The organism is Synechococcus sp. W55.2 (assembly GCF_047461635.1).
In the GTDB taxonomy this organism is placed as follows: Bacteria; Cyanobacteriota; Cyanobacteriia; order Thermostichales; family Thermostichaceae; genus Thermostichus.
The window spans coordinates 1-23,064 of sequence record NZ_JANSHM010000033.1 but is presented as its reverse complement, the minus strand read 5'-3'; the positions used below and the strand labels follow the sequence as shown (position 1 = coordinate 23,064).

The window sequence follows — 23,064 nt, the reverse complement described above, 5'->3', positions numbered from 1 at the left end:
TCCCTGGAGCAGGCTGAGTTGCTCAGCGACCTGGGGGATGTTGTTGCAAAACCTGCTTCAAATATCGCCCTGTATGGGATCCGGGGTGCTCAGCCACCTGTTCTGGAGTGCCAACGGCGATGATCTGGCCGCCGTGGTCGCCGCCCTCTGGCCCCAAGTCAATAATCCAATCAGCACAGCGGAGAATGTCCAGGTTATGCTCGATCACCAGCACGGTGTTGCCTGTATCCACCAGCCGTTGCAGGACGTTCAAGAGCTTGTGGACATCGTAAAAAGACAAGCCGGTGGAGGGCTCATCCAGCAGATAGAGGGTTTTGCCGGTGGAGCGGCGGGCCAGTTCTGCGGCCAGCTTGACCCGTTGCGCTTCCCCACCGGAGAGGGTAGGAGCTGGCTGGCCCAGCTTGATGTAATCGAGGCCCACATCGGCCAAGGTCTGCAGGATCTTGGCGGCAGGAGGCAGGGCAGCGAAAAACTCCAGCGCCTCCCCCACCGTCATATCCAGGACTTCGGCGATGTTCTTGCCCTTGTACCTGACCTGCAGGGTTTCGCGGCTGTAGCGGCTGCCCCCACAGACTTCACAGGTGACGTACACATCGGGCAGGAAGTTCATTTCAATCACGTTCACCCCCTGCCCTTTGCAGGCTTCACAGCGCCCCCCCTTGACATTGAAGGAAAAGTGGCCGGATGGGTAGCCTCTGGCCTTGGCATCCAAGGTTTGGGCAAAGGTTTGGCGGATGGGATCAAACAAACCCGTGTAGGTGGCAGGGTTGGAGCGGGGGGTACGGCCAATGGGAGATTGGTCGATGACGATCACCTTGTCGATGTGTTCGATGCCCTCAAGTTCTCCCATCTCCGCGGGTTGGGGCACCTTGTGTCCAAGATGGTGCTGCAGGGCAGGGTAGAGCAATTCGTTGACCAAGGTGGATTTGCCGGAGCCGGAGACGCCTGTAACACAGACCAACTTGCCCAGAGGGATCTCCACATCGATGTGCTTGAGGTTGTTTTTGTGGGCATTGGTGAGCTTGAGGGCAACCGCTTTCCCAGCCCGCCGCTGCGCAGGGGTAGGGATCCGCAGCCGCCCCGAAAGATAAGCTCCGGTGATGGAGCGCTCGCAGGCCATGATGTCCGCCAGGGATCCCTGGGCCACCACTTCCCCCCCGTGGATGCCGGCCCCAGGGCCGATATCGACGATGTGGTCGGCGGCACGGATGGTTTCTTCGTCGTGTTCCACCACGATCAGGGTGTTGCCCAGATCTCGCAGGCGAAACAGGGTTTGCAACAGGCGCTCGTTGTCCCGCTGGTGGAGGCCAATCGAGGGTTCGTCCAACACGTAGAGCACCCCCGTCAAGCCGGAGCCCATCTGGCTGGCCAGCCGGATCCGCTGCGCCTCGCCCCCGGAGAGGGTCATGGCCGGGCGGGCCAGCGTTAGGTAGTCCAGGCCCACATCCACCAAAAACTGCAGCCGGGTTTTGATCTCCCGCAGCACCAGCTCGCCGATCTGCACTTGTCGCGGGGTAAGTTTCAACTGCTCCAGGCGGTGCAGGCAGTCGCGGATGGAGATCTCGGTGAGATCGGTAATGCGGTAGCCGCCGATGCGCACGGCCAGAGCTTCCGGCTTGAGACGGGATCCCCGACAGGCGGAACAGGGACGGTAGGTGAGGTAGGCTTCCAGCTTTTGCCGATAGATTTCGGAAGTGGTTTCCTGGTAGTGCCGCTGCAATTGGGGAATCACCCCCTCATAGCGGCGATAGTACCCCCGGCCTCGGTACTGAGATTCTACCTCGGCGATGTAGACCTCCTGGTCGGCGCCGTAGAGGATGATCTGCTGTTGCTGGGGGGTGAGATCACACCAGCGGCTGCTGAGGTCAAAGCCAAAAGCCTTGGCGGCTCCCGCCAACAGGGCCAGATAGTAGGGGTTCTCCCGCTCTGCCCAAGGGGCGATGGCCGCGTACAAGGGGAGCTTGGGATCGGGCACGATCCGCTCGGGGTCGAAGATGGGCTCAAAACCCAGCCCGTGGCAGACAGGACAGGCCCCAATCGGCGAGTTGAAGGAAAACAGGCGCGGCGACAGCTCGCCCATCACCGAACCGTGCTCCGGGCAGGCAAATTGCTCAGAAAAAATCAGCTCCGTTGGCTTGCTGTTCAGGTATTGCCCCGCCGACTCGGCCACCTTTTGCAGCAGCTGTTCTCGCTCCTCTTCCCGCGGCAGCAGCTCCACCACCGCAATTCCTCCCGACTGGCGCAGGCAGGTTGCCAGAGAATCGGCCAGTCGCTCCGCTATGTCGGGGCTCTTGACCAGCCGATCCACCACAACCTCAAGGGTGTGGGTTTTGTTTTTGGCTAACTCGATCTCCTCGCTCAGATCCCGCACCTGGCCGTCGATGCGCACGCGCACAAACCCTTGCTGGCGCAAGCTTTGCAACAGGTTGGCATGGGTGCCCTTTTTCCCCTTCACCACCGGCGAGAGCAACTGAAACCGCGTCCGATCCGGCAGGGCCAGGATCTGATCCACAATTTGATCCACCGTCTGGGGGGCGATCACCCGGTTGCAATGGGGGCAGTGCGGGATCCCAGCTCTTCCGTACAGAAGCCGCAGGTAGTCGTAGATTTCGGTAACGGTGCCGACGGTGGAACGGGGGTTGTGGCTGGTGGACTTTTGATCGATGGAGATGGCCGGACTCAGCCCTTCGATGCGATCCACATCCGGTTTGTCCAGTTGCCCCAAAAACTGTCGCGCATAGGCGCTGAGGGATTCCACATAGCGCCGCTGTCCCTCGGCAAAGATGGTGTCGAAAGCCAAGGAGGACTTGCCCGATCCGGAGACGCCCGTGAATACCACCAGGCGATCGCGCGGGATCCGCAGGTTGACATTTTTGAGGTTGTGCTGCCGCGCCCCCACCACATGAATTTCGTTTTGGCTGGACATCTCACCACCTTTTCGCGCAGCGTGTCACAGGCATCCCGTCGAGACCGGCGAGTAACAAAATCTTAACGATTCTTAGTTAACGATTCTAATGCTCTTCGCTTTGTCCAAAAGGGGATCCCAGGGAGGGCAAACCGGTAGCAAAAAAGACTTGGCTATGCTGGAAAGGATTGAATCCCAAGGGCCATGACCTGGACACTGCCATCCGTTCAAAAGGTGTTTGTTTACCTGTTGGTGGGGATCGCCTTCACGGCCCTTTGTCTGGGGGATCAGGCTCTGTCGCCACCGGTCATTGCCGTTTGCTTGGCCGCAGGGGCCTGCAGTTGGTTTTGGGAGCCGCCAAGGATTGCTTTTGCCCGCTATGCCCCCCTGTGGATGCCTCTGACGGTGGCGGTGTTGCTCAGCCTGCTGGCTTTGGTCATCTCCGGGATCCTTGCCTTTTCCGATGGGGCCATTGGCTTGGTGCTTTACCTAACAGGGGCCAAGCTGTTTCAGCGGGAACGGGCGGCGGATCACATTCAGTTGGCGGTGCTGTCTCTGCTGCTGATGGCCATTGCCACTCTGTTCAACGAAGACATCAGCTTTGGGCTGCTGTTTTTGCTGTACGTGGGGGTAGGGCTAATCAACCTCACCCTTTACCACCTGCGCCTGCAAGCAGAGCAGCACCCGCAGGCAGCCAGCCAAACCCGTGGCATCAACCTCAACTTTTTGGGCTTTCTCGGATCCCTGGCCTTGCTGGCGGTGATCCTGTCCGTGGCTTTGTTTTTCTTGTTCCCGCGGGTCAGTTTAGGAATTCTGGGTCGCCAGGCCCGCTCGCCGGTGATGACCACTGGCTTTGCCGAGGAAGTCAGCCTGGGAGCATTCGGCACCCTCAAAACCGATAACACCGTTGTCATGCGGGTGGAATTTCCGGCAGGGGTGCCGCCCCGTGTGGAGTCCCTCTACTGGCGGGGGATCAGCTTCGATCGCTACGATGGACGGGCCTGGTCGCGGACGCTAGACCGCTTCATCCCCATTTTCCCCAACGCAGCAGGGGTATTTGATCTCTCTGCCTCCAGCTTGATCCCCACAGCCCCCGAACTCCAGTTCTTCCCGCTGGAGCAGCTCATCTATCTGGAGCCGCTGGCCACCAACACCGTTTTTGGGGTGGCCCCACTGGTGGAAGTTGAATGGCTGGAGCGGGGGGGAGCGGCGACGGTGCAACAAGCCTGGCAACGGCAAAATCGCCGCCTCATCCTGAGCGAGACCGGAGATATCGGCCATTCTCTGCCTCGGCAGGTGCCCCATCTCTACCGTGCCCGGAGCCGGATCTCAAGGGAGTTAAGCCCGCGCTTGCGCCGGCTAGGCCACGCGGAGCTGTTCAGTGCTCTCGACCCAGTCCAACAGGCAGCCTATCTGCAGTTGCCAGCAGACCTGGATCCGCGCATTCCCGCCTTGGCTGAAGACGTTACCGCTGGGATCCCCGATGTCTTTGGCAAGGTGACGGCTTTGCAGAACTACCTGCTGGAGAACTACGCCTATACCACCGATCTGCCGGATCCCGGCCCTGAACCGCCTTTGGAAGCCTTTCTGTTCACCCATCGGCGGGGCCACTGCGAATATTTCGCCACAGCCCTGACGGTGCTGGCCCGCAGCATTGGCATCCCGGCCCGGATGGTGAATGGCTTTTTGGGCGGGCGCTGGGTGGCGCAGGAAAATTATCTGGCAGTACGCAATGCCGACGCCCATTCCTGGACGGAGATCCCCTTTGGCCCCTACGGCTGGGTCATCTTTGACGCTACGCCGGCAGAGGCCAATGTCAGCCGGCGGGAAACCTGGTGGGATCCCCTTCAAGATTTCTACGACAGCTTGCGCTTTCGCTGGTTCAAGTACGTCATCCAGTACGACCTATCCACCCAGCAGCAGATCTGGCGGCAGATTCAGGAGATGGCCAGCGCTGTAGCCGCCTCTCCGGATCGAGAGGATGCCGGTGCTGGCTTCCGTCGCAGCCTGGTTGCCTTGGGGCAAACGTTGCAGCAGAATGGCCTGCCGGTGTTGGGGGTGGTTTTGATCACCGGATCCATGGCCTATTGGGGTCGCCGCCGCCGCTATCGGGCTTTGCGCTGGCAGGATGGGGGGTGGATTCTGTTGGCCACTGCCGCCAATGGGGTGGTGATGGGATCCCTGTGGCAGCCTCCGCCCCCCTGGCCCACCTGGATGGTTGGCCTCTTGCTACCGAGTCTGGCCTTTGCTGGGATGCGCTGGATCCCGGCGGCTCTACCCAAGTCGCAGCAGCGCCGCCAGCTTATCTCAAGGCTTTATCTGCAACTGCGGGATCTGGCGACGGCGGTGGGGATCCCAGCCCACCTAGGCCCTGAGGCCTGCCTGGAACACTTGCGCCACTCCGACTTACCACAAGCCCAGGTGGCCATCCAGTTCTTGGAGCGCTACCTGGAGGTGCGCTTCGGTGGGATCCCGTTGGAGGCGGGCGAATTGCAGCGCTGGCAACAGCAACTCAGACAGCTTAGGCAAGCATGGCAGCCACTGGCCAAAAACCCCGCCATCACCTCCAGAAGAGCCACTTGACCAGAGGGACGGCTGCGCCTTAGAACAGGTACCCCAAAAGCCCTGCGAGAAGCCTTGACAGTTATGAGACAGTTAAGAGATAGTTAACGTTAGTTATAGACCCCGTAAGCTGCACTGTCAGACGGGGAAATCGCTCAGTGGCGCACTCGCTTCAGGCACGTTTCGCGCTGCTGCATTGCTATGCCCTTGCAAACTTAATCTGAAGCTGTGTTACGTTTTTTTAACGTTCAGCTTCGAACGCGCAAGGGCGTGTTAGCTGTGCGTAGCTATTCTTTGAGGGCGGCTTTGGCTGCAACTTTGTGTCTGCTGTCCTCGTCAGTTTTTTCCTCTAGTGTGGCTCAAGCGGCGCCTCAGCCGACCGGAAACGGGGCCATCTTCTTCCACCCGGATGGCACTTCGGCTTCCCACTGGGACATCACACGCATTCTCCACTACGGCCCCGATGGCTTTCTGAACTGGGATCGTCTTCCCGTGATTACCACCTATCGCGGGCACCTTTTCGACCAGCTTGGGGGAACTTCCAACGCCGGAGCGGTGACCCATGCCACAGGAACTCGTGCCCACGCCAAGAGCTTTGGGAGCGAGCTGAAGCCCTAGTGTCTGCTGTGGTCACCTGCCTTGGGCGGGTGTTTGCCCCACAAGCTCTGTCCGTCACGGGGGATCCATCCAGTGGATCCCCTTTTTTTATGAGAACCACATAACGGCGAAGGGGCTAGCTCAGCAAAGCAGATAGACGTAGTTCATTTTGCGTTAGAACTGTACTACAGTGGGCTATCATGGAGCCGAGACTGTCCTTTGGGTTTGAGTTTGTTCCACCAACGCGAACTGCGATCTTCAACCATGCCCACTCCCGCTGACTCCTCTCCATCCCCCCTTCTCCAAAGCGACGAGGTTCTCAAGCCTGAGGACTCTGTTCCGCTGAGGGGGACGGTATTGGCGGCCCGTGAGCCTTTTTTGGGGCTGTTGCGGGATCTGGCGCGGGCCTACCAAGCTTTTGAAAATTACGCCGGGGTTCACATTCGGCAAATGGGGCTGACGGCCCCCCAATTCGATGTGTTGGTTACCCTTGGCAATACCCCTGGGATGACCATGAATGTCTTGGCCCAAAAAACGCTGGTGACCAAAGGGACACTGACCGGCATTGTGGATCGCCTGGAACAAAAAGGGCTGGTGCGCCGGGAAGTGCCCCCGGAAAACCGACGCTGCTTTAAGGTCGTGCTGACAGAAGCGGGGGAAAAACTGTTTGAGGAAATTTTCCCGGCCCACGTCGCCTACTTGAAAGAGCGCTTCCAAAAGCTGGATCCCTCGGAAATGGCGCAGATCCAGGCTTGCCTTAAAAAACTGCAGGCTATTTTCTAGCGCTTTCAGATTCCCCTCTCCGATCCGGCTGATCAGCGACCCCCAAGCCGCAGTGCCGGAAGCAACCTCTAGCCCGGTTCAAACGGCTGCCCTAGAGCTGCCGGCGGCGTGGCCTTCACCGCCTGCTGAATCCAGCGCCGCAGCCGAGGTGGGATCCCGCGCAAGCCGCACTCCCACCATTCCCCAGAAGTGAGCACCAACACCAAAATCATCAACACGAAGGGGGCTACCGTGAAAACTTGGGTGGGCACGGCGCGGATGGTGGTCTGGGCAACCCCAGCGAAGGACTGCAAAATGCCGAACAGGTAGGCCCCCAGAGCTACCCGCAAGGGGTTCCAGCCACCGAAGATGACGATGGCCAAGGCAATCCAGCCATACCCTGCTGTATGTCGGTGGCTCCAGCCGGCCTTGAAATCCAGAGAAAAGGCAGCCCCCGCCAAGCCCAATAGGGATCCCCCCACAAGGGTGTAAACATAGCGCCAGAAAATGACATTGGTGCCGCGGGCAAAAGCCGCCGCCGGCTGTTCTCCCATAGCCCGCAACATCAGGCCAGGCTGAGTGCGATACAAAAAGAACCAAGTTCCCCCGATGAGCGCGTAGCTGGCGTACAGCAACAGATCCCCTTGGAACAGGAGTGGCCCCAGCAGCGGCACCTCTCTCAGGAAGGGGATGGGCAGGCTGGGCACCGTTGGCCCTGGGATCCGCACGAACGGATTGCCCAAAAAGGAAGACAAATCCGCCCCCAATAGGGTCAAGACGAAACCAATGGCAATTTGGGATCCCTTCAGGGTCAGCGAGCCAAAGGCCACGATCCCAGCAAACAGCACTCCCACCGCGGCGGCAGCCAAAAAGCCCAATACCAAGCTTCCCGTCAGCTTGGCCACGGCGAACCCAACCATGGCGGCCAGCATGATCGTCCCCTCTGCGGAGAGATTGATCACCCCCGCCCGCTCGGTAATGGTTTCCCCTATGCAGGCAAAGACCAACGGTGTGGCGGTGGCAATGGCAGTGGAGAGAATAGCAACCAGTTGGGCAGCGGTCATTATGAGCCTGTCGAGAACTCGGGTTGGGTTAACGCATTTGCAGTTGCTGCGGGAATGCGCCTGTCGATCTGGTCATCGCCTCACCCCAACACCCAGAGCATGAAAGCCACCCCTAGGGTGACGGCACCAAACAGAGCATAGCTGATCCGGCGCAGCGGCCTCAGTTGCAGGGCATGCAGATCCTTAAGCCAGCCCAGCCCCAAGGATTCGACAAAGCGATCCAGCACCGCCTGCATAGGGTAGGCGTAAACCGATCCTTGCTCCTTAAAGTTCACCAGCACAACCAGCAGTGTAGCGTAGCCCCAGAGGAGGCCCCAGAGCACAGCGCTCAACCCGATTAAAATTGGCTCAAACATCGACTTTCCCTTGCCTTCTATAGGCATGTCCACTGCTTGCGTGAGCGGGAGACGGAGTTCTTTGAGCCTGGGGGACTTGGATCTCATTATTCCGGTTGTTTTCCCGTTGAGGCTGCCCTCCCTCAGACAAGAGCGTAGAAGGGATCCCAGCTTGCTTGCAGAGATCACGCCGGTTCTCTTCTGCCCGTCCAGGCCAGAAGATGACAAACTGGAAGTACCCGCTCGGAGTTATCTCGTCAAATCTCCATGAGTTCTCGCTACCTGCTGCCCCCCGCTGAACCCAAGTCTGTCGGTACTGCCTATATCCTCTGGGCGTTGGGCATATTCGGGATCTGTGGCGTCCATCGCCTCTACCTGGGCAAGACCGGCACAGGCGTTCTCTGGCTGTTCACCTTTGGCCTGCTGGGCTTTGGCCAGTTAATTGACCTGTTTTTGATCCCAGGCATGGTGGAGAACTACAACTTCAAGCTGGCCGTCCTGCAGGGATCCCGACCCTCCCCATCCCCAGCTTCCTCAAAAACCACCTCAGCACCTCCTCAGCCCCTCAAAGGTCAAGCTCTGATGCGGGAGATCCTGCGGCTAGCCCAACAACGGCAAGGGGTCCTCACCCTTTCGGAAATCGCTATCGACTTACCTGCCGACTTTGACGAAATTGAAAAGGCGCTGCAAGAGCTGAGCCGGCGGAGCATGGCTTTCCCCGAAAACAACCCGGTCACTGGAGCGGTAGAATACCACTTCCCTCACCTGCTGCACCGCTCCCCCGACCAACGTTCGCTCTAGATGCCCTCCTGCAGACCTCTACTGGGATCCCAGGATCCCTTGACGTTTGGCTAGCCGCATTGCCCAGCGAAAGGCCAGCAGACCCAGGCCGAAGTAGAAAATGCCGCTGGCTAGAGCCATGGCCAAGCGCAGGGGATCCAGCCCTACCTCGCGCACCATTACGTCGCGTAACAGCCCCGCCCCCGCTGTCATGGGTAGCATCTGCCCCAGCCCCTTCAGGGATCCCGGCCATTCTTCCGTGGGAGCAGCCAACAGGAAAAGCAGGCCGAATTGGCTGATGATCAAAAGCTGCTGAATTCGCTTCCAAATTAGAGCAGCGGATCCCAGCAAAAACGAAAAACCGTAGGCCCCCAGCACCACGCTCACCAAAGGCAACACCAGAGCAGGGGGAAACTGCAACCGGCTGCCCGTCAGCAATAAGATGACGCCCAGAATGACAACGACAATGGAAAAGCGCAACACCAAGCTGGCACAAGCCCGTGCCAAGAAGAGAGTGGCTGCCGAAAATGGCGAGAGCAACACCTGCTCCAAGGTGCCTGTCTGGGCTTCCACCTGCAGGTTGAGGGCGATGTCGTTCACCACAAAAATGACCAGCGTCCAGAGCACATAGCCAATCACCACCGCGTCCAGCCGTTTGCCAAACTGGGAAGCCGGCCCTGCCACGTACTGAGCGCCGGCAAAGAGGGCATAGAAGAAAAAGGCGGTGATTAGGATGCCGCCCAGGGCCTCTGCCGGATAGCGGATGTACTGGATCCAGGCCCGCTTTAGTTCGGCCCAAAACAGGTGGATCACTGGCATTGTCTATCCCCTCTTTTCAACAACTTGAGGAAGATGTGGGTGAGATCGGCTTCCTCTCGTTTGAGGCTGAGCAAGGGCAAAGGCTTCAAGATCTCCAGCACCTGATAGAGCATCTCTGGCGGGCCGCTGAACCGCACCCGATGGGATCCGAGAATCTCCACCCCTTGGCGGGCCAGTTGTTCAACCCTCCAGGGATCCAGCCCCTGTTCCAGCTCGATCCGATAAGTGCTGACGGCGCCGGCAAAGTTCCGGATGAACTCGCGCGTGGGGGCTTGGGCAACGATCACCCCTTGTCGAATAACGGCTACCTGATCCGAGAGCGCTTCCGCAATATCCAGTTGATGGGTGGTGAGCAAGATGGCTCGACCCGAAGCGGCAATTTGGCGGATGAGGGATTTCACCGCTTGGGCGGCTTCCACGTCCAGCCCTAGGGTGGGCTCATCCAGCAACAACAGGGCCGGCTGGTGCAGGAGGGCAACGGCAATGGCCACCTTCTGCTGCATACCCCGCGAAAGGGTTTGCACGGCAACATCCCGCTTTTCCCACAGGCCAAAGGTCTCCAGGAGCTCTAGCCCCCGTTGCCGGGCGGTTCTGGGGGGTAGCCCCCGCAGCACGCCAAAGTACTCCAAGTTCTGGAGGGGGGTCAGCCGCCAGTAGAGGTTGCGGTTGCCTTCCAGCACCGCCCCTACTTGGGCCAATGTGCCAGGATCCCTGTGGGGATCCCGTCCGAGAACGCACACTGTGCCCGCGTCGGGTTGGATCAGGCCGGCAATCATCTTAATGGTGGTGGTCTTGCCGGCCCCGTTGGGCCCCAAAAAAGCCAGGATCTCCCCTGCTGCCAGCGTCAGGGAGACATCCACCACCGCCCGCACCTCCCTGCCTCCTTGCCGGTAGGTTTTTTGGAGGTGGTGAGCTTCTAGAACTTTCATGACGCGAACCCGATGCAAACGCGAAGCCGATGCAAAAAGGAGCGCTGAAGAGAGGAGGGCCGGCCATTCCACTCTCTCACACCAGAGCATGGGCCCGCCTCGAGAGGGATCCGGCAAGATCTAGGGGGTCATTGGGATCCCAGCCTCCATCCGGCTCAGGGCCAGGCTCATCTTGTCCAGCCACTGCAAAAGGTTCTCCAGTTGCTGCGCCGCCGGCACCATCCCCAGCCCTCGCACCGTCACCTTGCCCGGTTGGTAAACAAAGCGAGGCTGCAGGTGAGTGGGCAGGGCCTCTTTCAGGCGATTCCAAGCCGGCTCCTCCATGGGGGTTTCCAAAAGCACATGCTCTTTGGCCGGTTTGATGCGGGAAAAGCCCAGGGCTCGGGCCAGCACCTTCAGCTCCATCACCCGCAGCAGCTCCTGGGTAGGCTTGGGCAGGGGGCCAAAGCGGTCTTGCCATTCCTGGGCAATTTGCAACAGCTCGACCCGAGAGCCGGCAGCAGCCAGGTGTCGATAAGCCTGCATCTTTTGATCTTCGTCGGGGATATAGCTTTGCGGGATCATGGCGGTTACATTGAGGTCAATTTGTGTGTCCTCCACCTGTGGGATCTCCTGGCCGCGAATTTCTCGAATGGCTTCTTGCAGCATTTCCAGGTAAAGATCGAAGCCCACCGCATTGACTTGCCCGGATTGTTCCGTTCCCAGCAGGTTGCCAATGCCACGAATTTCCATATCCCGCATTGCCAACTGATAGCCGGATCCCAGTTGGGTAAATTCCTGAATGGCCTGTAGGCGTTTGCGGGCCTCCTCGGTGAGGATCCCGTCTTCTCGGTAAAACAGCCAAGCATGGGCTTGGATCCCAGCCCGGCCCACCCGCCCCCGCAGCTGGTATAGCTGAGCCAATCCAAACTCCTGAGCATTTTCAATCAAAATGGTGTTGACGCGGGGAATATCCAAACCGGATTCGATAATCGTCGTGCAGACCAGGATATCGATTTCCCCATTGTTAAAAGCCAGCATCGTTGCCTCTAGCTCCCCTTCCGGCATCTGCCCGTGGGCAATAGCAATGCGAGCACCGGGCACCCACTCCCGCAATTTGGCACTGGTTTCTTCGATGCCTTCAATGCGGTTGACGACATAGAAGACTTGACCGCCGCGATCCAACTCTTGGCGGATAGCCGTGCGGATGACTTCGGGGTTGTAGGGAGAAAGGTGAGTTTTGATAGGCCGGCGGGAAGGAGGCGGAGTTTGGATCAAGCTCATTTCCCGCAAACCCGACAAGGCCATATACAGAGTGCGGGGAATAGGGGTGGCGGTGAGGGTGAGTACATCCACCTGGGTTTTGAGAAGTTTGATTTTCTCTTTTTGGTTGACGCCAAAGCGCTGCTCTTCGTCAATAACCAAAAGGCCTAAATCCCGAAATTGCACATCCTTGCCCAAAAGCTGGTGGGTGCCCACCACAACATCCAGTTCGCCACTCTTGAGACGGGATAGGATTTCTTTTTTCTCCTCCGAGGTGCGGAAGCGGTTGAGCAAGCCCACTTGAATAGGATAGGGAGCAAAGCGCTCTTTTAAGGTGTGATAATGCTGCTGGGTGAGAATGGTGGTCGGCGCCAAAAGAGCCACTTGCTTGCCGGCGGTTACGGCTTTGAAAATGGCACGGATTGCCACCTCTGTTTTGCCAAAGCCCACGTCCCCACACAGCAGCCGATCCATAGGGCGTGGAGATTCCATATCCCGCTTGATCTCCTGGACAGCTCGGAGTTGATCCGGCGTCAGGGGATAGGGGAAAGAATCTTCCAGCTCCTGTTGCCAAGGAGAATCGGGCGGGAAGGCATAGCCCTCCTGTTCGGCGCGTTTGGCATAGAGCTGCAGCAGGTCAAAGGCCACTTTTCGCAGGCTCTTTTTCACCTTCTGTTTGGTCTTTTCCCAGGTGCTGCCGGACATCTTGTGCAGGGCAGGTGGTCCATCCCCGCTGGCGCGGTAGCGGGAAAGGGAGTTGACCTGGTCGGCAGCCACCCGCAACAGGCCATCGCTGTATTGAATAACCAGGTACTCGCGGGTTTCGCCCCCAATGGTGAGGCTTTCTAAGCGCAGAAACTGGCCAATGCCATGGGCCTTGTGAACGACAAAATCCCCCGGCTTGAGCAGGTTGGGATCCACCTGGCGAGAGCTGGCCTGGCGGCGCTTGCGCACATAAGTAGGGGTGGCCAGGCTGTGCTGGCCGAAAAACTCGCGGTCGGTGAGCACCACCCACCCCAAGGTGGGCAGGAGAAACCCCTCCAGATCGGCCAAGCCGGAATACTTGAGGGCCACCGGGGTGTAGGACTGCAGCTGGCGCTCGATGGCCGGGAAGTCTTTGGGATTGGGCACGTACTGGGCGGGGCAGTCGTGTTCCTGCAGCAGAGCCACGGTGCGGGAGGGCTGGGCAGAGAGGATCCACACCTGCAACTGCTGCTTGCGGTACTCGCGCAGGGTTTTGGCCAGGGATCCAAACTGGTGGGGAGCAGTAGGCACAGGCCGGCTTTTTAGGTCAAGGGCAGCTTCGGCTTCGCCAGCAGGGGCAAAGGTGCGGGCCAACAGGCAGGGGAAGGGATCCCAGTCGGGAGCCTTGAGATCAAAGGGGCGGTGGAAAGGCACCAGAGCTGGCTCGCTGGCCCGGGCCAGCTGCCACTGCTCCTGGGCGTGGCTTAGCCACTGCCGGCTGTGGGCTTGGCACTGCTCCGGCTCGTCGATCAGGATCAAAGCCTCGGGATCCAGATAGCTCAGCAGGTTGGCTGGCGGATCGTAGAGTAGGCCAAGAAAACGGCGCAAGCCTTCCGGAGGAGTCGGCGACTGCTCCAACTGCTGCCGCAGGGTTGGGGAGAGCCAATCCGCCTTTTCCTGCAGCGCTGGCCAGAGGATGGGTCCGTAGCCAGTGGGGGTCAGCCAGACGTAGGGGATCCCATCTTGGGAGCGCTGGCTGACTGGGTCAAACTCCCGCAGTCGCTCCAGCTCGTTGCCAAACCACTCTAGGCGCACCGGCCATTCGCAGGCCACTGGGAAAACGTCGAGAATGTCGCCCCTTTGGCTCCACTCCCCTTCGCTTTCCACCAGGCTTACCCGCCGATAGCCCAGACGAGCCAACTGCTGCCCCAACTGCTGCGGCGACATCTCCAGGCCGGGTTCCAGCTTGAGGCAAAAGGCCCGAAACACCTCTGGAGGGGGAAGGTGGGGTTGGAGGGCCCGCTCCGTGGCTACAATGGCCATGTCCTTCCTGCCCTGGAGACCATCGGCCAGCACCTGAAACTGACCCCACACCAGCTCCGGTTCCAGGTCAAAAGGTTCGTAAGGGGAAGCCTCGGAGGTGGGGTAGAGCTGCACCGTCTCCCAGCCCATACCCTCCAATTGCGCTGTCCAGCGGCCTGCCTCCTCCAAGGTGGCGGTGACCACCAGCAGGGATCTTCCCTCCTGCTGGGCCAAAGCCGAGGCGATCAACCCCTTCGGGATCCGCCCTGCCCCCTGCAGATCTGCCTGTCGCCGTGATCTCAACCGGGCGGCCAACTCTTGCATCAAGCCAGATTGGGCCAGAAAGCGCACCAGCGGGATAAACGACATCTTCCACCCCACACTGCAAACTGCGATCCCAACAAGCAGGGATCCCAATTCTGGCAGGCTCCGGGGACAATCAGCAGCCGTCTGCTGGCGCTGTAGACGGGAAGTCGCCCCTTGCTGGGAATTGCTCCTCGATCTATTGGGACAACAGTTTTGTTGTTTAAAGACGAAGAAAACCAGAACCCTATGTCAATGGCCTGCCAGTTTTTGGCCGCTAGGTTCACAGAGGGCTTTTTGCTTTGTAGTCCAAATTACAAAAAAGGTCTATATCTCACAGAATCCTAAAATTAACCTTTAGAGTCGGACGGCTTGTCGATTGTCTTAGCCAAGATTCGATGTTAGAAGGAACCACAAAGCGCGGCTTTCCCGGCCTCATCTGATGTCTGCCAGTCAGCAAGATGTTTTTCATGCAAGAGATTTAGCTGTATCAATTGCAGCAGATGTTGTCGGAAAAAGCTGCATGAATCAATCCACCTAAACTTGGTACAAATTATGTTTCTAGACACCGTCGCGCTTTCTCGGCTACAATTTGCCCTCACGGCCATTTTTCACATGTTGTGGCCGGTTTTAACAACAGGGATGGCCATTTATCTCGTTGTTGTTGAGGGACTTTGGCTGAAAACCCGCAACTTAGATTACTACCGCCACGCCCGTTTCTGGTCAAAACTCTATGTGTTGAACTTCGGTATTGGCGTGGCCTCAGGCTTGCCAATGGCCTTTCAATTTGGCATGAACTGGGCACCCTTTTCCGAAGCGGTGGGAGATTTTTTTGGAACCATCCTGGGCTTTGAGGGCACGATGGCCTTTATGCTGGAGGCCAGCTTTCTGGGGATCATGCTGTTCGGCTGGGAGCGCGTCCCGCCGGTGATTCACTGGATCTCGACGATCCTGGTGGCCTTTGGCGCCAACTTATCCACCTTTTGGATCCTGACGGCCAACTCTTGGCTGCAGACACCGGCAGGTGGTGTATTTGTGGATGGGAAATTTGTGGTGCGGGACTACCTGCAAGCTATTGTCAACCCCTTCATGGTCAACAGCTTTCTGCACATGTTTTTTGCCACCTTGGAAACCTCTTTGTTTGTTATCGGTGGCATCAGTGCCTGGTACATTCTCAAGCGGCGGCACAGCGAGTTCTTCTCCCGCTCCCTCAAAGTGGTCTTGGCAATGACCCTGGTGGTCGCCCCTTTGCAGGTGTTCGTCGGCCATCTGAGCGCGGAGCAAGTCTATCGCTATCAGCCGGCCAAGCTGGCGGCCATGGAGGCCCAGTGGGAGACGATCCCTGCCGGCGAGCGGGCAGACTGGAGCCTGTTGGCTGTGCCCAACGACCGCGAAGAGCGCAACGAGTGGGAGGTGAAGATCCCTGGCGCGCTGGGCTATCTGCTGGAGTTCAAACCCAGGCTGGATCGACCCATTCAAGGGCTCAAAAGCTGGGATCCCCAAAATCGTCCCCACATGGTTGGCCTCATCTACTACTCCTTTAGGACAATGGTGGCCATTGGCCTCCTCCTAGCCGGGCTTGTCGGAGTTACCCTTGTGCAATGGCTGAGGGGCAAGCTCTCAGTGGAGGCCCTTTCTCAGCAAAAGTGGCTGATGAGAGCTTGGATCTTCGCAGCACCCCTGGGATACATCGCCGTTGAAACCGGTTGGATCGTCCGCTGTGTGGGTCGGCAGCCCTGGATTGTGTATGGACAACTGCGCACGGTGGAATCGGTTTCGCCCCTGCCGGCAGGAGAAGTGCTGTTTTCTCTGGTTGGCCTGACCGCGTTGTACACTGTGTTCTTCGTTGCCGCTCTCTACTTTGGCAGCCGCATCATCCGCGAAGGGCCAAACCTGGAGTTGCCCGCCCCTGTCCCGGCAACGCAGCCGGTGATCGTGGTCGAGCCTGCCCGCCACGAGCCAGATCGCCGTCCTGCAGAAGCTCGGTAGCAGCAGTTTGGTAGCCATCTAACTGGTGACTCCAAGTAGCAACAGGGCAACGTAGCAGGCCCATTCCCCACAGCAGTGAAACCCTTCGCTACGTCAACTCCCAACTTCCCTTCCCTAGAGGGAGAGGGACTGGGGATCGCCATCGGGAACTGTCTAGCACTGGTCAGAAATACTCAAAGCAGAGGGAACAGCGATGGAATCTTTTGAGCCTTTACAGCGGTTTCTGCCCCAGGTTTGGTTTTTTATCCTGGGCCTATTCCTATTTCTCTACGTTCTGCTGGACGGGTTTGATCTGGGAGTTGGTATCCTCTCCCTGACGGCCTCCAGCGAGACGCGGCGCAGCATTCTCATGACCAGCTTGGGCAATGTTTGGGATGCCAACGAGACGTGGCTGGTGTTGATGGGGGGATCCCTATTTGGATCTTTTCCTCTCGCCTACGCCACCATTCTCAATGCCCTCTACATACCCTTGGTGATCATGGTGGTGGGCCTGATCTTGCGGGCCGTTTCCTTCGAGTTTCGGGAAAACGCCGACAACAAGTTGGTGTGGAACCTGGCCTTTGGAGTGGGCAGCTTTTTGGCAGCCTTGGGCCAGGGATTTGCCTTGGGCAGCGTCTTCGAAGGGATCCGCGTGGACGAAGCCGGCCACTTTGCCGGCAGCCCCTGGGATTGGCTGACCTGGCGCACGCTGTTGGTGGCTCTTACTTTGATCCAGGGCTATGTGTTAATCGGCTCAGCCTACCTAATCGTTAAGACCACCGGCGAGCTTCAGGAAACCTACTACAAGACGGCAACCATCGCCACCTGGACAACTTTACTGGGGGCAGTGTTTATCACCATCAGCACTCCTATCATGTCCGATCAGGCGCGTGCTCAGCTTTTCTCGCCCCCTCTTTTCTACATCTTTGCTGCCATCCCAGTTCTGGGACTTTTGTTGGTGGCGTTGTTGCTGCGCAGCCTGCGCCGGCGGGAAGAAAATAGCGTTTTGGTTTACACTTTTTTGATCTTTGCGCTTTCTTTTATCGGCTTGGGGTTCATGGTCTTCCCCAACATCATCCCCCCCAGCGTCACCATCTACGAAGCGGCAGCCTCCCCCAGCTCGCTGGTGTTTATGCTCACCTTTATTGGCTTTCTGATCCCGGTTATCTTGTCCTACAACATCTACAACTACGTGGTGTTCCGGGGCAAGATCGTGGTGCAGGAAGTGGCGGCGGAAGAGGCCAAAGTTCCAGAGGCAGTTTAAGCTGGCCTGAGGATGCAGCAATAACCCCGCCCGGTGATGGGCGGGGCAATTTTTTAGGCGCAATCGAATGCCTATAGAGATCGGCTCTCACTCTCTCTTGAGCCATTGCCGGATCTGCTCGGCAGCCACATCGCGACCTCCCAAGCCAAAAGCCAAAGCCACAGCCACAGCAATGGCGCCCAGCACCAGGCCAAAGGCCAGCACCACAATATCGGTGGCTACGCCCATCTGCTGCAGGGCCATGGCGCCAACGAAAACCAAAATGGCCACCCGCGCCGCCTGGGCCAGCACTCCTGAGGAGGGGTTGCCGAGGCTCTTAATCATGGAATGGGCCAAATTGGATAGGTAAAGACCGATCCCAAACACTAAGGCGCCGATGAGCACCCGCCCGGAAATGACCAACAGCCCCTCTACGATGTCGGTCAAAGCAGCAAACTGCAGCAGCTCCACCGCCGGCACTGCCCCGAACAAGACCACGCCCACCCAGACCACCAAGCCGGCAATCTCAGAGGGGGTGCGCCGCTTCACCAAGGTTGAGGGATCCCCTTCGGCGGCGGGAGCTTCAGGAGCAGGGGCCGAGGGCAAACCAAGGCCGGCAGCCAAGCGGTCGAAACCGATTGCCTGCAGCAACTGGGTCACCAAGCCAGCCAAAAACTGCCCCAGCCAGTAGAAGACGGCCAGGATGAGAGCAGATCCTGCAATTCGGGGAATGGCCCGCAACACCTGCTCCAGCATCGCCACCGCTGGATCGGAGATGGCCCGGATTTCCAGGGCCTTGAGGGCGGCAATCACTGCCGGGATCAACACCAAGACGTAGGCCACTGTGCCCACCGTTTGGGCCAGCTGGGGAATGCCAAAGCGTGCCCCCAAGCGGTTAGCTTCCGCTGCCACCAACAAATTGGAAACGATCCCACGCACGATGCGGGCCAAAAACCAGCCCATTGCACCGATGATCAGCGCTCCCAAAATCCGCGGCACCATCGACAGCAACTGATCCAGCAGGTTTTGCACCGGCTGCAGCGGCCCCTGCAGGTTCAGGGTATCCAGGATGATCGGCAAAAAGAACAGCAGAATCAGCCAGTAAAGGGCATTGCCCAAAGTTTCATTCAGCAGGAAAGGGGTGACCTCTGTACCTCCCTCTTGGCCGGTTGGGGTTCCTTCTGCACCTGCCTCACCGGCAGTGCTTTCCTGTTGCAGAGGCCGGGCCAACTGCTCATCGAGGTTGAAACGCCGCAGCCCCTGGATGACCGCCAGCCGAGCAACAGTGGCCACCACCCAGCCCACAGCCAGCAGCACCAGCGCCCCACCCACCCGTGGCAGATAAACGAAGATTTCCCCCAAAAACCTGTTGAGCGGATCGGAGACAGCTTGAAGCTGCAGGGCATTCAGTACCGCCACCAACACAAAAGCAAGAATCACCCAGTAGACGGCAGCGGCCACCCAGCGCTCCGTTTGGGGCAGCTTCTCGCCGGGCTTTTGGCCCAAAACCCAAGCAGCCAAGCGATTGTCCAGTTGCGTCCTTTTGAGCAGTCCTCTAACGCCGAAGGCTACTGCCATGGCCACTATCCAACCCAGAATTAAGATGACAATCGCCGCAAGGAGATTGGGCATAAAATCGATAAGCCTAGACCAAAGACTGACGACAAAAGAGATGGCCTCATTTCCAATGGTGTTTCCAGAGGTGTCCATAATGATCCTCACAGCTTGAAAATGCTCAGGATGGACAGATAACAAGTGTAGGTTAACCTGAAGTGTTTTTTCAGGCAAGCTGGCCAGAGGGGGGATACGATATGAAAAATATGTATTGAAGCAGAAATGTTGGATCTCGAAATAAAACTTTACATCTTATTAGCCCAAGGACTCCAGCCGTAAGTTGAAGCTCTGATCGGCCACCAAACGGCAAGGATCGAATTCAAGGTGTTGATATCGCAGGCTATAGCTTTTCCCCACCGAGCAGGAGCTTTGTAGATTAAGTCAGGATCTCTGTTGTGCGATGGATGCGGCTGCATTGGCTAGAGTCAGTGTTGCTGGGAGGAACTGTAGCGGGCAGTTTGCATCCACAGAATGAGAGCATTTTGATGACCTATATAAAGAATCAAACGGGCAATCGACACTCGGTCAATGGGTTGTATTGCATTGTATCGCCCGCAGCCTTGATATTCTTAGCCCATTGGCTTGCTTGTTGTCTGGCTTGAGGTGTATCCCGAAAAACGTTCACAGCCCTTCAATTTATATACAATTGACGCTTTTCTAAATCGGTTTCTTCCAATACACCAGCGCATCTTCTCCGTTGTAATACCCCTTGCGACGTCCCAGCCGTTGAAACCCTGCCGATTCGTACAGGCGGATTGCCGCTTGATTGGAAGCCTTCACTTCCAGAGTAGCCCAGCGGCAGCCTGCTGCTCTCGCTTGGTTCAGCAGTTCTTCCAGAATCCGCCGGCCCAAGCCCTGTTGCCGGTGCTCGGGATCCACCGCCAGAGAGATGATATGCGCTTCTTCTTCAATGCGCCAGAGAATGCCGAAGCCCACCAGCTCTTTTGTCGTCTGCGTCGGCGAAGTGGGGTTTGGAGAGGGAAGGGGAAACTCGGCTCGGCCCGAGCCACACGAAGCGCCAACGGCAGCGGGTTCCGCCACTACACCAATCACCGTGCTTGTGGGTCGTTCCAGCTCCGCTCGATACCCCTGTTCTCCCCAGTATCCTCCGTAACACCGTCGATCCAGCTCCAGCAGTTGAGGCAGGGCGGTGATGTCCAACAGCTGCAGCCGATAACTCGTACCGCTCATGGTGGCCTAGTCTCGCAATTCGCAGAATTCCGCCAACAACAACTGCCCCAAGGGATCGTCATCGGGAGCCGCATAGGGCAAGGCTCTGCGGCTGATGCTCAAGATGTTGCCCCCCGATTGGGGATGGCACTCCGCACCGCTTTCGCGAACAGGCTTGAATTCGTAGTCGATCCCTTCGGTGAAGCCGGCTTCCTGTAGGTAGTCTTGGGCGGCTTTGAGGATCCCTTCTCGCAGTTGCGCTTTGACCGCAGGGGCCATGAGGTGGCGAACAAACCACTGGGAGCTGGCGGGATCCACCTCGGCCAGGTATTGGAGGGCAGGGGTCAACACAGCAGGGCGCTCTTGAGGGGACAAGCCGTTCACCTGCTGAGCTACCGCGGGCACATCCCGCCGTTGCATCGCCTGGATCAGGGCTTGTGTGGCTGGAGAAAATGAGGGATCCTGCGCTTGGCTCATGGCTGGGGGTACCAGAGGGATTCGAGGGTGCGAACAATGGTCTCTGCTTGCTGTAGGGAAGAAGCGGTCGGCAGACAGACGGTCACATGGCCCAGTTTCCGCCCTGGGCGGGCAGGGGTTTTGTGGTACCAATGCACCGTGGCATTGGGGAGCTGGGCCAGGCGCTGCCGCTTTTCTGCGTAATCGCCGGTGGAATGCTCATAGCCCAAGAGGTTCACCATCACTGCCCCCGCACACTTGAGGGAGGGATCCCCCAAGGGCAGGCCGAGAATGGCCCGCAGGTGTTGCTCGAATTGTGAGGTGCGGCAGGCTTCTAGGGTGTAGTGGCCGGAATTGTGGACCCGCGGCGAGATTTCGTTGATCCAGATCCCGGCCTTGGGATGGGGGGGCGGCACCCAAAACAGCTCGATGCCGAACACGCCAACTGCACCCAGTTTTTCCATCAGATCGGCTGCCAAGCGCCGGATCTCGGCCTCGGTGGTTGGGGGGATGCGGGCAGGCACTAGGACATGGCGGCAGATTTGCTCAATCTGCACAGTTTCCACCACCGGATAAACCCGGATCTCTCCCTTCAGCCCCCGCGCTACCATCACCGCCAGCTCCCGCTCGAACGGGATCCATTCCTCCAGCAATAGCGGGATCCCCTCAGATTGGCTAAGGGCCTGCTGCAAAGCCGCTCGCTCGTGCAAGATGCGGGTGCCCTGCCCATCGTAGCCCTGCCGCCGTCGCTTGAGCACCACCGGAAAGCCCAGTCCAGCCAGGTCTGCCGAATCCAACACCGCCTCCAGCGGAAAAAAAGTCGGCACCGGCAACCCCAACCGCGCCAGGAACTGCCGTTGGTGCAACTTGTCCAGCAGCGGCTCTAGCGTGCTGAGGCTGGGACGAAAGCGGGATCCCTCCGGATCCAGTTTTTTCAGCTCCGGCAGAGGGATAAACTCGTTTTCAAAAGTAACCACCGGGCAGCGCTCCAACAACTGGGCCGTGGCCTGGCTGTCGGCTGTGGATCCCCAAACCATCCCATCGGCCACTGCCACCGCCGGATCGGTGGGAGCAGCAGCCTGCACCACCAGCGGGATCCCCATCTGGCGAGCCGCCAAGGCCAACATCTGCGCCAACTGCCCGCCGCCAATCACCCCCACAGGTTGGGATCTCTGGTCTTTTGAGGATACCTGGGTTTCCACAGCCGTACCGTTATACTGGGTGGTGGGCCGCTGTCCATTGCTTCTTGGATCCAGAACCCCATTATGGGACCCCTTGCCCTCCAGCGCTAGGAGAAAAACGGTGGAACCCTCTCAACCCTCTGAGCTGAGAGCTCTAATCAACCGGGCTTTGGCGGACAAAGTCTTGACTCGCGCCGAGCAACAGCAGATTCTCAGTGCCGTCATGGCCGATCAAGAAATTTCCCCAGAAGAGCACGAACTGCTGGAATCGATTGTGGAGCGCCTAAACAGTGGCGAGATCCGCGCTGTCGATTGAGCCCTGCCTTAAGACTGAGAGTGTCCCTAGGATTTTGGAGAATTGGATCCCAGTCTGTCCTTCGGCGCTGGGTATTCAGCTTACTAGCGCAGGAGCCCCGCACTGTACCCGTAGGGTCAGTGCCGGGAGGAATGCGCTCTGATGAAGTACAATGAACTTATGAGCCAAGTCCTGACCATATCCTGCAAGCTCAAGGTGTCCCCGTCGCAAGCCGCTAAATTGGACGCGACGATGGATGCCTTTATGCAGGCACTGAACTGGGTCAACCAGAACACGCCGGAGAAGATCGTCAATGCGGTCAAACTGCAGTCCCTTTGCTACTACGAGATTCGCGCCCGATTCGGCTTGTCCAGTAACTTGGCCCAGCAGGTCTGCAGACGGGTGGCCGGCGCCCGCAAAGTGGCGAGACAGCGCAACCGTCCAGTTAAAGAGTTCAAGCGTAGGTTCGCTACCTACGACGCTCGTATCTTCTCGTTCCGCGAGAAAGACCGGACAGTGTCGCTGACCACGGTGGAAGGGCGAGAGCGCTTTGGACTGGCCATTGGTAACTACCAGCGTGGGATGCTGGCTGGCTCCAACCCAAAAGCCGCCACGCTGGTCAAGCGGAAAGACGGCTCCTACTACATCCAGATTTGCGTAGAGGGAAAGCCACCCAAGCAGCAAGATGCCGACAAGGTGATCGGGGTGGACTTGGGGAGGACAGATATTGCCCATACGTCAGAGGGGGACAACTGGAATGGACAGCAGTTGAACAAAGTCCGCGACCACTACTCCCGGTTGAGGGCGGTACTCCAACGCAAAGCCAGTAAGGGCACACGCAGTTCGCGGCGCA

At 58.5% G+C, this 23,064-nt stretch carries 17 protein-coding genes and 1 pseudogene; 8 read left to right on the top strand and 10 right to left on the bottom strand.

Annotated elements, in window-relative coordinates:
• Window positions 1–22 precede the first annotated feature (22 nt).
• On the bottom strand, window positions 23–2,926 hold the full coding sequence (gene uvrA / locus NW828_RS08155; protein WP_414383111.1) for an excinuclease ABC subunit UvrA: 2,904 nt from the start codon (window positions 2,924–2,926) through the stop codon (window positions 23–25).
• Between the two features lie 183 nt (window positions 2,927–3,109).
• Here uvrA and NW828_RS08150 point away from each other — a divergent pair, with 183 nt between their 5' ends.
• The 3 genes from NW828_RS08150 (at window position 3,110) to NW828_RS08140 (ending at window position 6,847) form a co-directional block, all read left to right on the top strand.
• The gene (locus NW828_RS08150) at window positions 3,110–5,488 is read left to right on the top strand and encodes a transglutaminaseTgpA domain-containing protein (RefSeq protein ID WP_414383109.1); all 2,379 of its coding nucleotides are present in this window, start codon (window positions 3,110–3,112) and stop codon (window positions 5,486–5,488) included.
• A gap of 285 nt (window positions 5,489–5,773) precedes the next feature.
• Complete coding sequence (locus NW828_RS08145; RefSeq protein WP_414383107.1) at window positions 5,774–6,085, top strand: hypothetical protein; 312 nt, start codon at window positions 5,774–5,776, stop codon at window positions 6,083–6,085.
• A gap of 243 nt (window positions 6,086–6,328) precedes the next feature.
• Window positions 6,329–6,847, top strand: coding sequence for a MarR family winged helix-turn-helix transcriptional regulator (locus NW828_RS08140; protein WP_238376932.1), 519 nt, complete (start codon window positions 6,329–6,331; stop codon window positions 6,845–6,847).
• 68 nt (window positions 6,848–6,915) lie between these two features.
• Here NW828_RS08140 and NW828_RS08135 read toward each other — a convergent pair whose 3' ends face one another.
• Together NW828_RS08135 and NW828_RS08130 are read right to left on the bottom strand one after the other, a co-directional pair.
• Window positions 6,916–7,890, bottom strand: coding sequence for an ABC transporter permease (locus tag NW828_RS08135; protein WP_414383105.1), 975 nt, complete (start codon window positions 7,888–7,890; stop codon window positions 6,916–6,918).
• An 80-nt stretch (window positions 7,891–7,970) separates the two neighbouring features.
• Window positions 7,971–8,273, bottom strand: a complete 303-nt coding sequence (locus NW828_RS08130) for a hypothetical protein (RefSeq protein WP_187147267.1) — start codon at window positions 8,271–8,273, stop codon at window positions 7,971–7,973.
• Window positions 8,274–8,492: 219 nt separating this feature from the next.
• Here NW828_RS08130 and NW828_RS08125 point away from each other — a divergent pair, with 219 nt between their 5' ends.
• On the top strand, window positions 8,493–9,026 hold the full coding sequence (locus tag NW828_RS08125) for a TM2 domain-containing protein (protein ID WP_414383103.1): 534 nt from the start codon (window positions 8,493–8,495) through the stop codon (window positions 9,024–9,026).
• Between the two features lie 18 nt (window positions 9,027–9,044).
• Here the strand turns inward: NW828_RS08125 and NW828_RS08120 are convergent, their stop codons facing one another.
• The 3 genes from NW828_RS08120 to mfd all read right to left on the bottom strand — a co-directional run bounded on the left by NW828_RS08120 (window position 9,045) and on the right by mfd (window position 14,350).
• Window positions 9,045–9,824: an ABC transporter permease gene (locus NW828_RS08120; RefSeq protein WP_414383101.1), complete on the bottom strand. Its 780-nt coding sequence runs from the start codon at window positions 9,822–9,824 to the stop codon at window positions 9,045–9,047.
• Complete coding sequence (locus NW828_RS08115; protein WP_414383099.1) at window positions 9,815–10,753, bottom strand: ABC transporter ATP-binding protein; 939 nt, start codon at window positions 10,751–10,753, stop codon at window positions 9,815–9,817. The genes NW828_RS08120 and NW828_RS08115 overlap by 10 nt, the downstream gene beginning before the upstream one ends.
• 120 nt (window positions 10,754–10,873) lie before the next feature.
• Window positions 10,874–14,350: a transcription-repair coupling factor gene (gene mfd / locus NW828_RS08110; protein ID WP_414383097.1), complete on the bottom strand. Its 3,477-nt coding sequence runs from the start codon at window positions 14,348–14,350 to the stop codon at window positions 10,874–10,876.
• Window positions 14,351–14,839: 489 nt separating this feature from the next.
• Between mfd and NW828_RS08105 the strand changes: the two genes are divergently transcribed.
• Entirely contained in the window at window positions 14,840–16,273 is a 1,434-nt protein-coding gene (locus NW828_RS08105) for a cytochrome ubiquinol oxidase subunit I (protein WP_414383095.1), read from the top strand.
• Window positions 16,274–16,466: 193 nt separating this feature from the next.
• A complete protein-coding gene (gene cydB, locus NW828_RS08100) occupies window positions 16,467–17,516 on the top strand; it encodes a cytochrome d ubiquinol oxidase subunit II (RefSeq protein WP_414383093.1) in 1,050 nt (349 codons plus the stop codon).
• Window positions 17,517–17,603: 87 nt separating this feature from the next.
• On the opposite strand, the gene NW828_RS08095 is transcribed toward cydB, so the two are convergent.
• The 4 genes from NW828_RS08095 to NW828_RS08080 form a co-directional block, all read right to left on the bottom strand.
• On the bottom strand, window positions 17,604–19,205 hold the full coding sequence (locus NW828_RS08095) for a mechanosensitive ion channel (RefSeq protein ID WP_414383092.1): 1,602 nt from the start codon (window positions 19,203–19,205) through the stop codon (window positions 17,604–17,606).
• Window positions 19,206–19,766: 561 nt separating this feature from the next.
• Window positions 19,767–20,300 (bottom strand): ribosomal protein S18-alanine N-acetyltransferase, encoded by a 534-nt coding sequence (gene rimI, locus NW828_RS08090; RefSeq protein WP_414351014.1) that lies wholly within the window; start codon window positions 20,298–20,300, stop codon window positions 19,767–19,769.
• Window positions 20,301–20,306: 6 nt separating this feature from the next.
• Window positions 20,307–20,756, bottom strand: coding sequence for a hypothetical protein (locus NW828_RS08085; protein WP_414383090.1), 450 nt, complete (start codon window positions 20,754–20,756; stop codon window positions 20,307–20,309).
• Window positions 20,753–21,937, bottom strand: a complete 1,185-nt coding sequence (locus tag NW828_RS08080; RefSeq protein ID WP_414383088.1) for a 5-(carboxyamino)imidazole ribonucleotide synthase — start codon at window positions 21,935–21,937, stop codon at window positions 20,753–20,755. The genes NW828_RS08085 and NW828_RS08080 overlap by 4 nt, the downstream gene beginning before the upstream one ends.
• 100 nt (window positions 21,938–22,037) lie before the next feature.
• On the opposite strand from NW828_RS08080, the gene NW828_RS08075 reads away from it, so the two are divergent.
• Window positions 22,038–22,232, top strand: coding sequence for a hypothetical protein (locus NW828_RS08075; protein WP_414329471.1), 195 nt, complete (start codon window positions 22,038–22,040; stop codon window positions 22,230–22,232).
• Between the two features lie 159 nt (window positions 22,233–22,391).
• A pseudogene (locus tag NW828_RS08070) lies at window positions 22,392–23,064 on the top strand (RNA-guided endonuclease TnpB family protein); the annotation flags it as partial.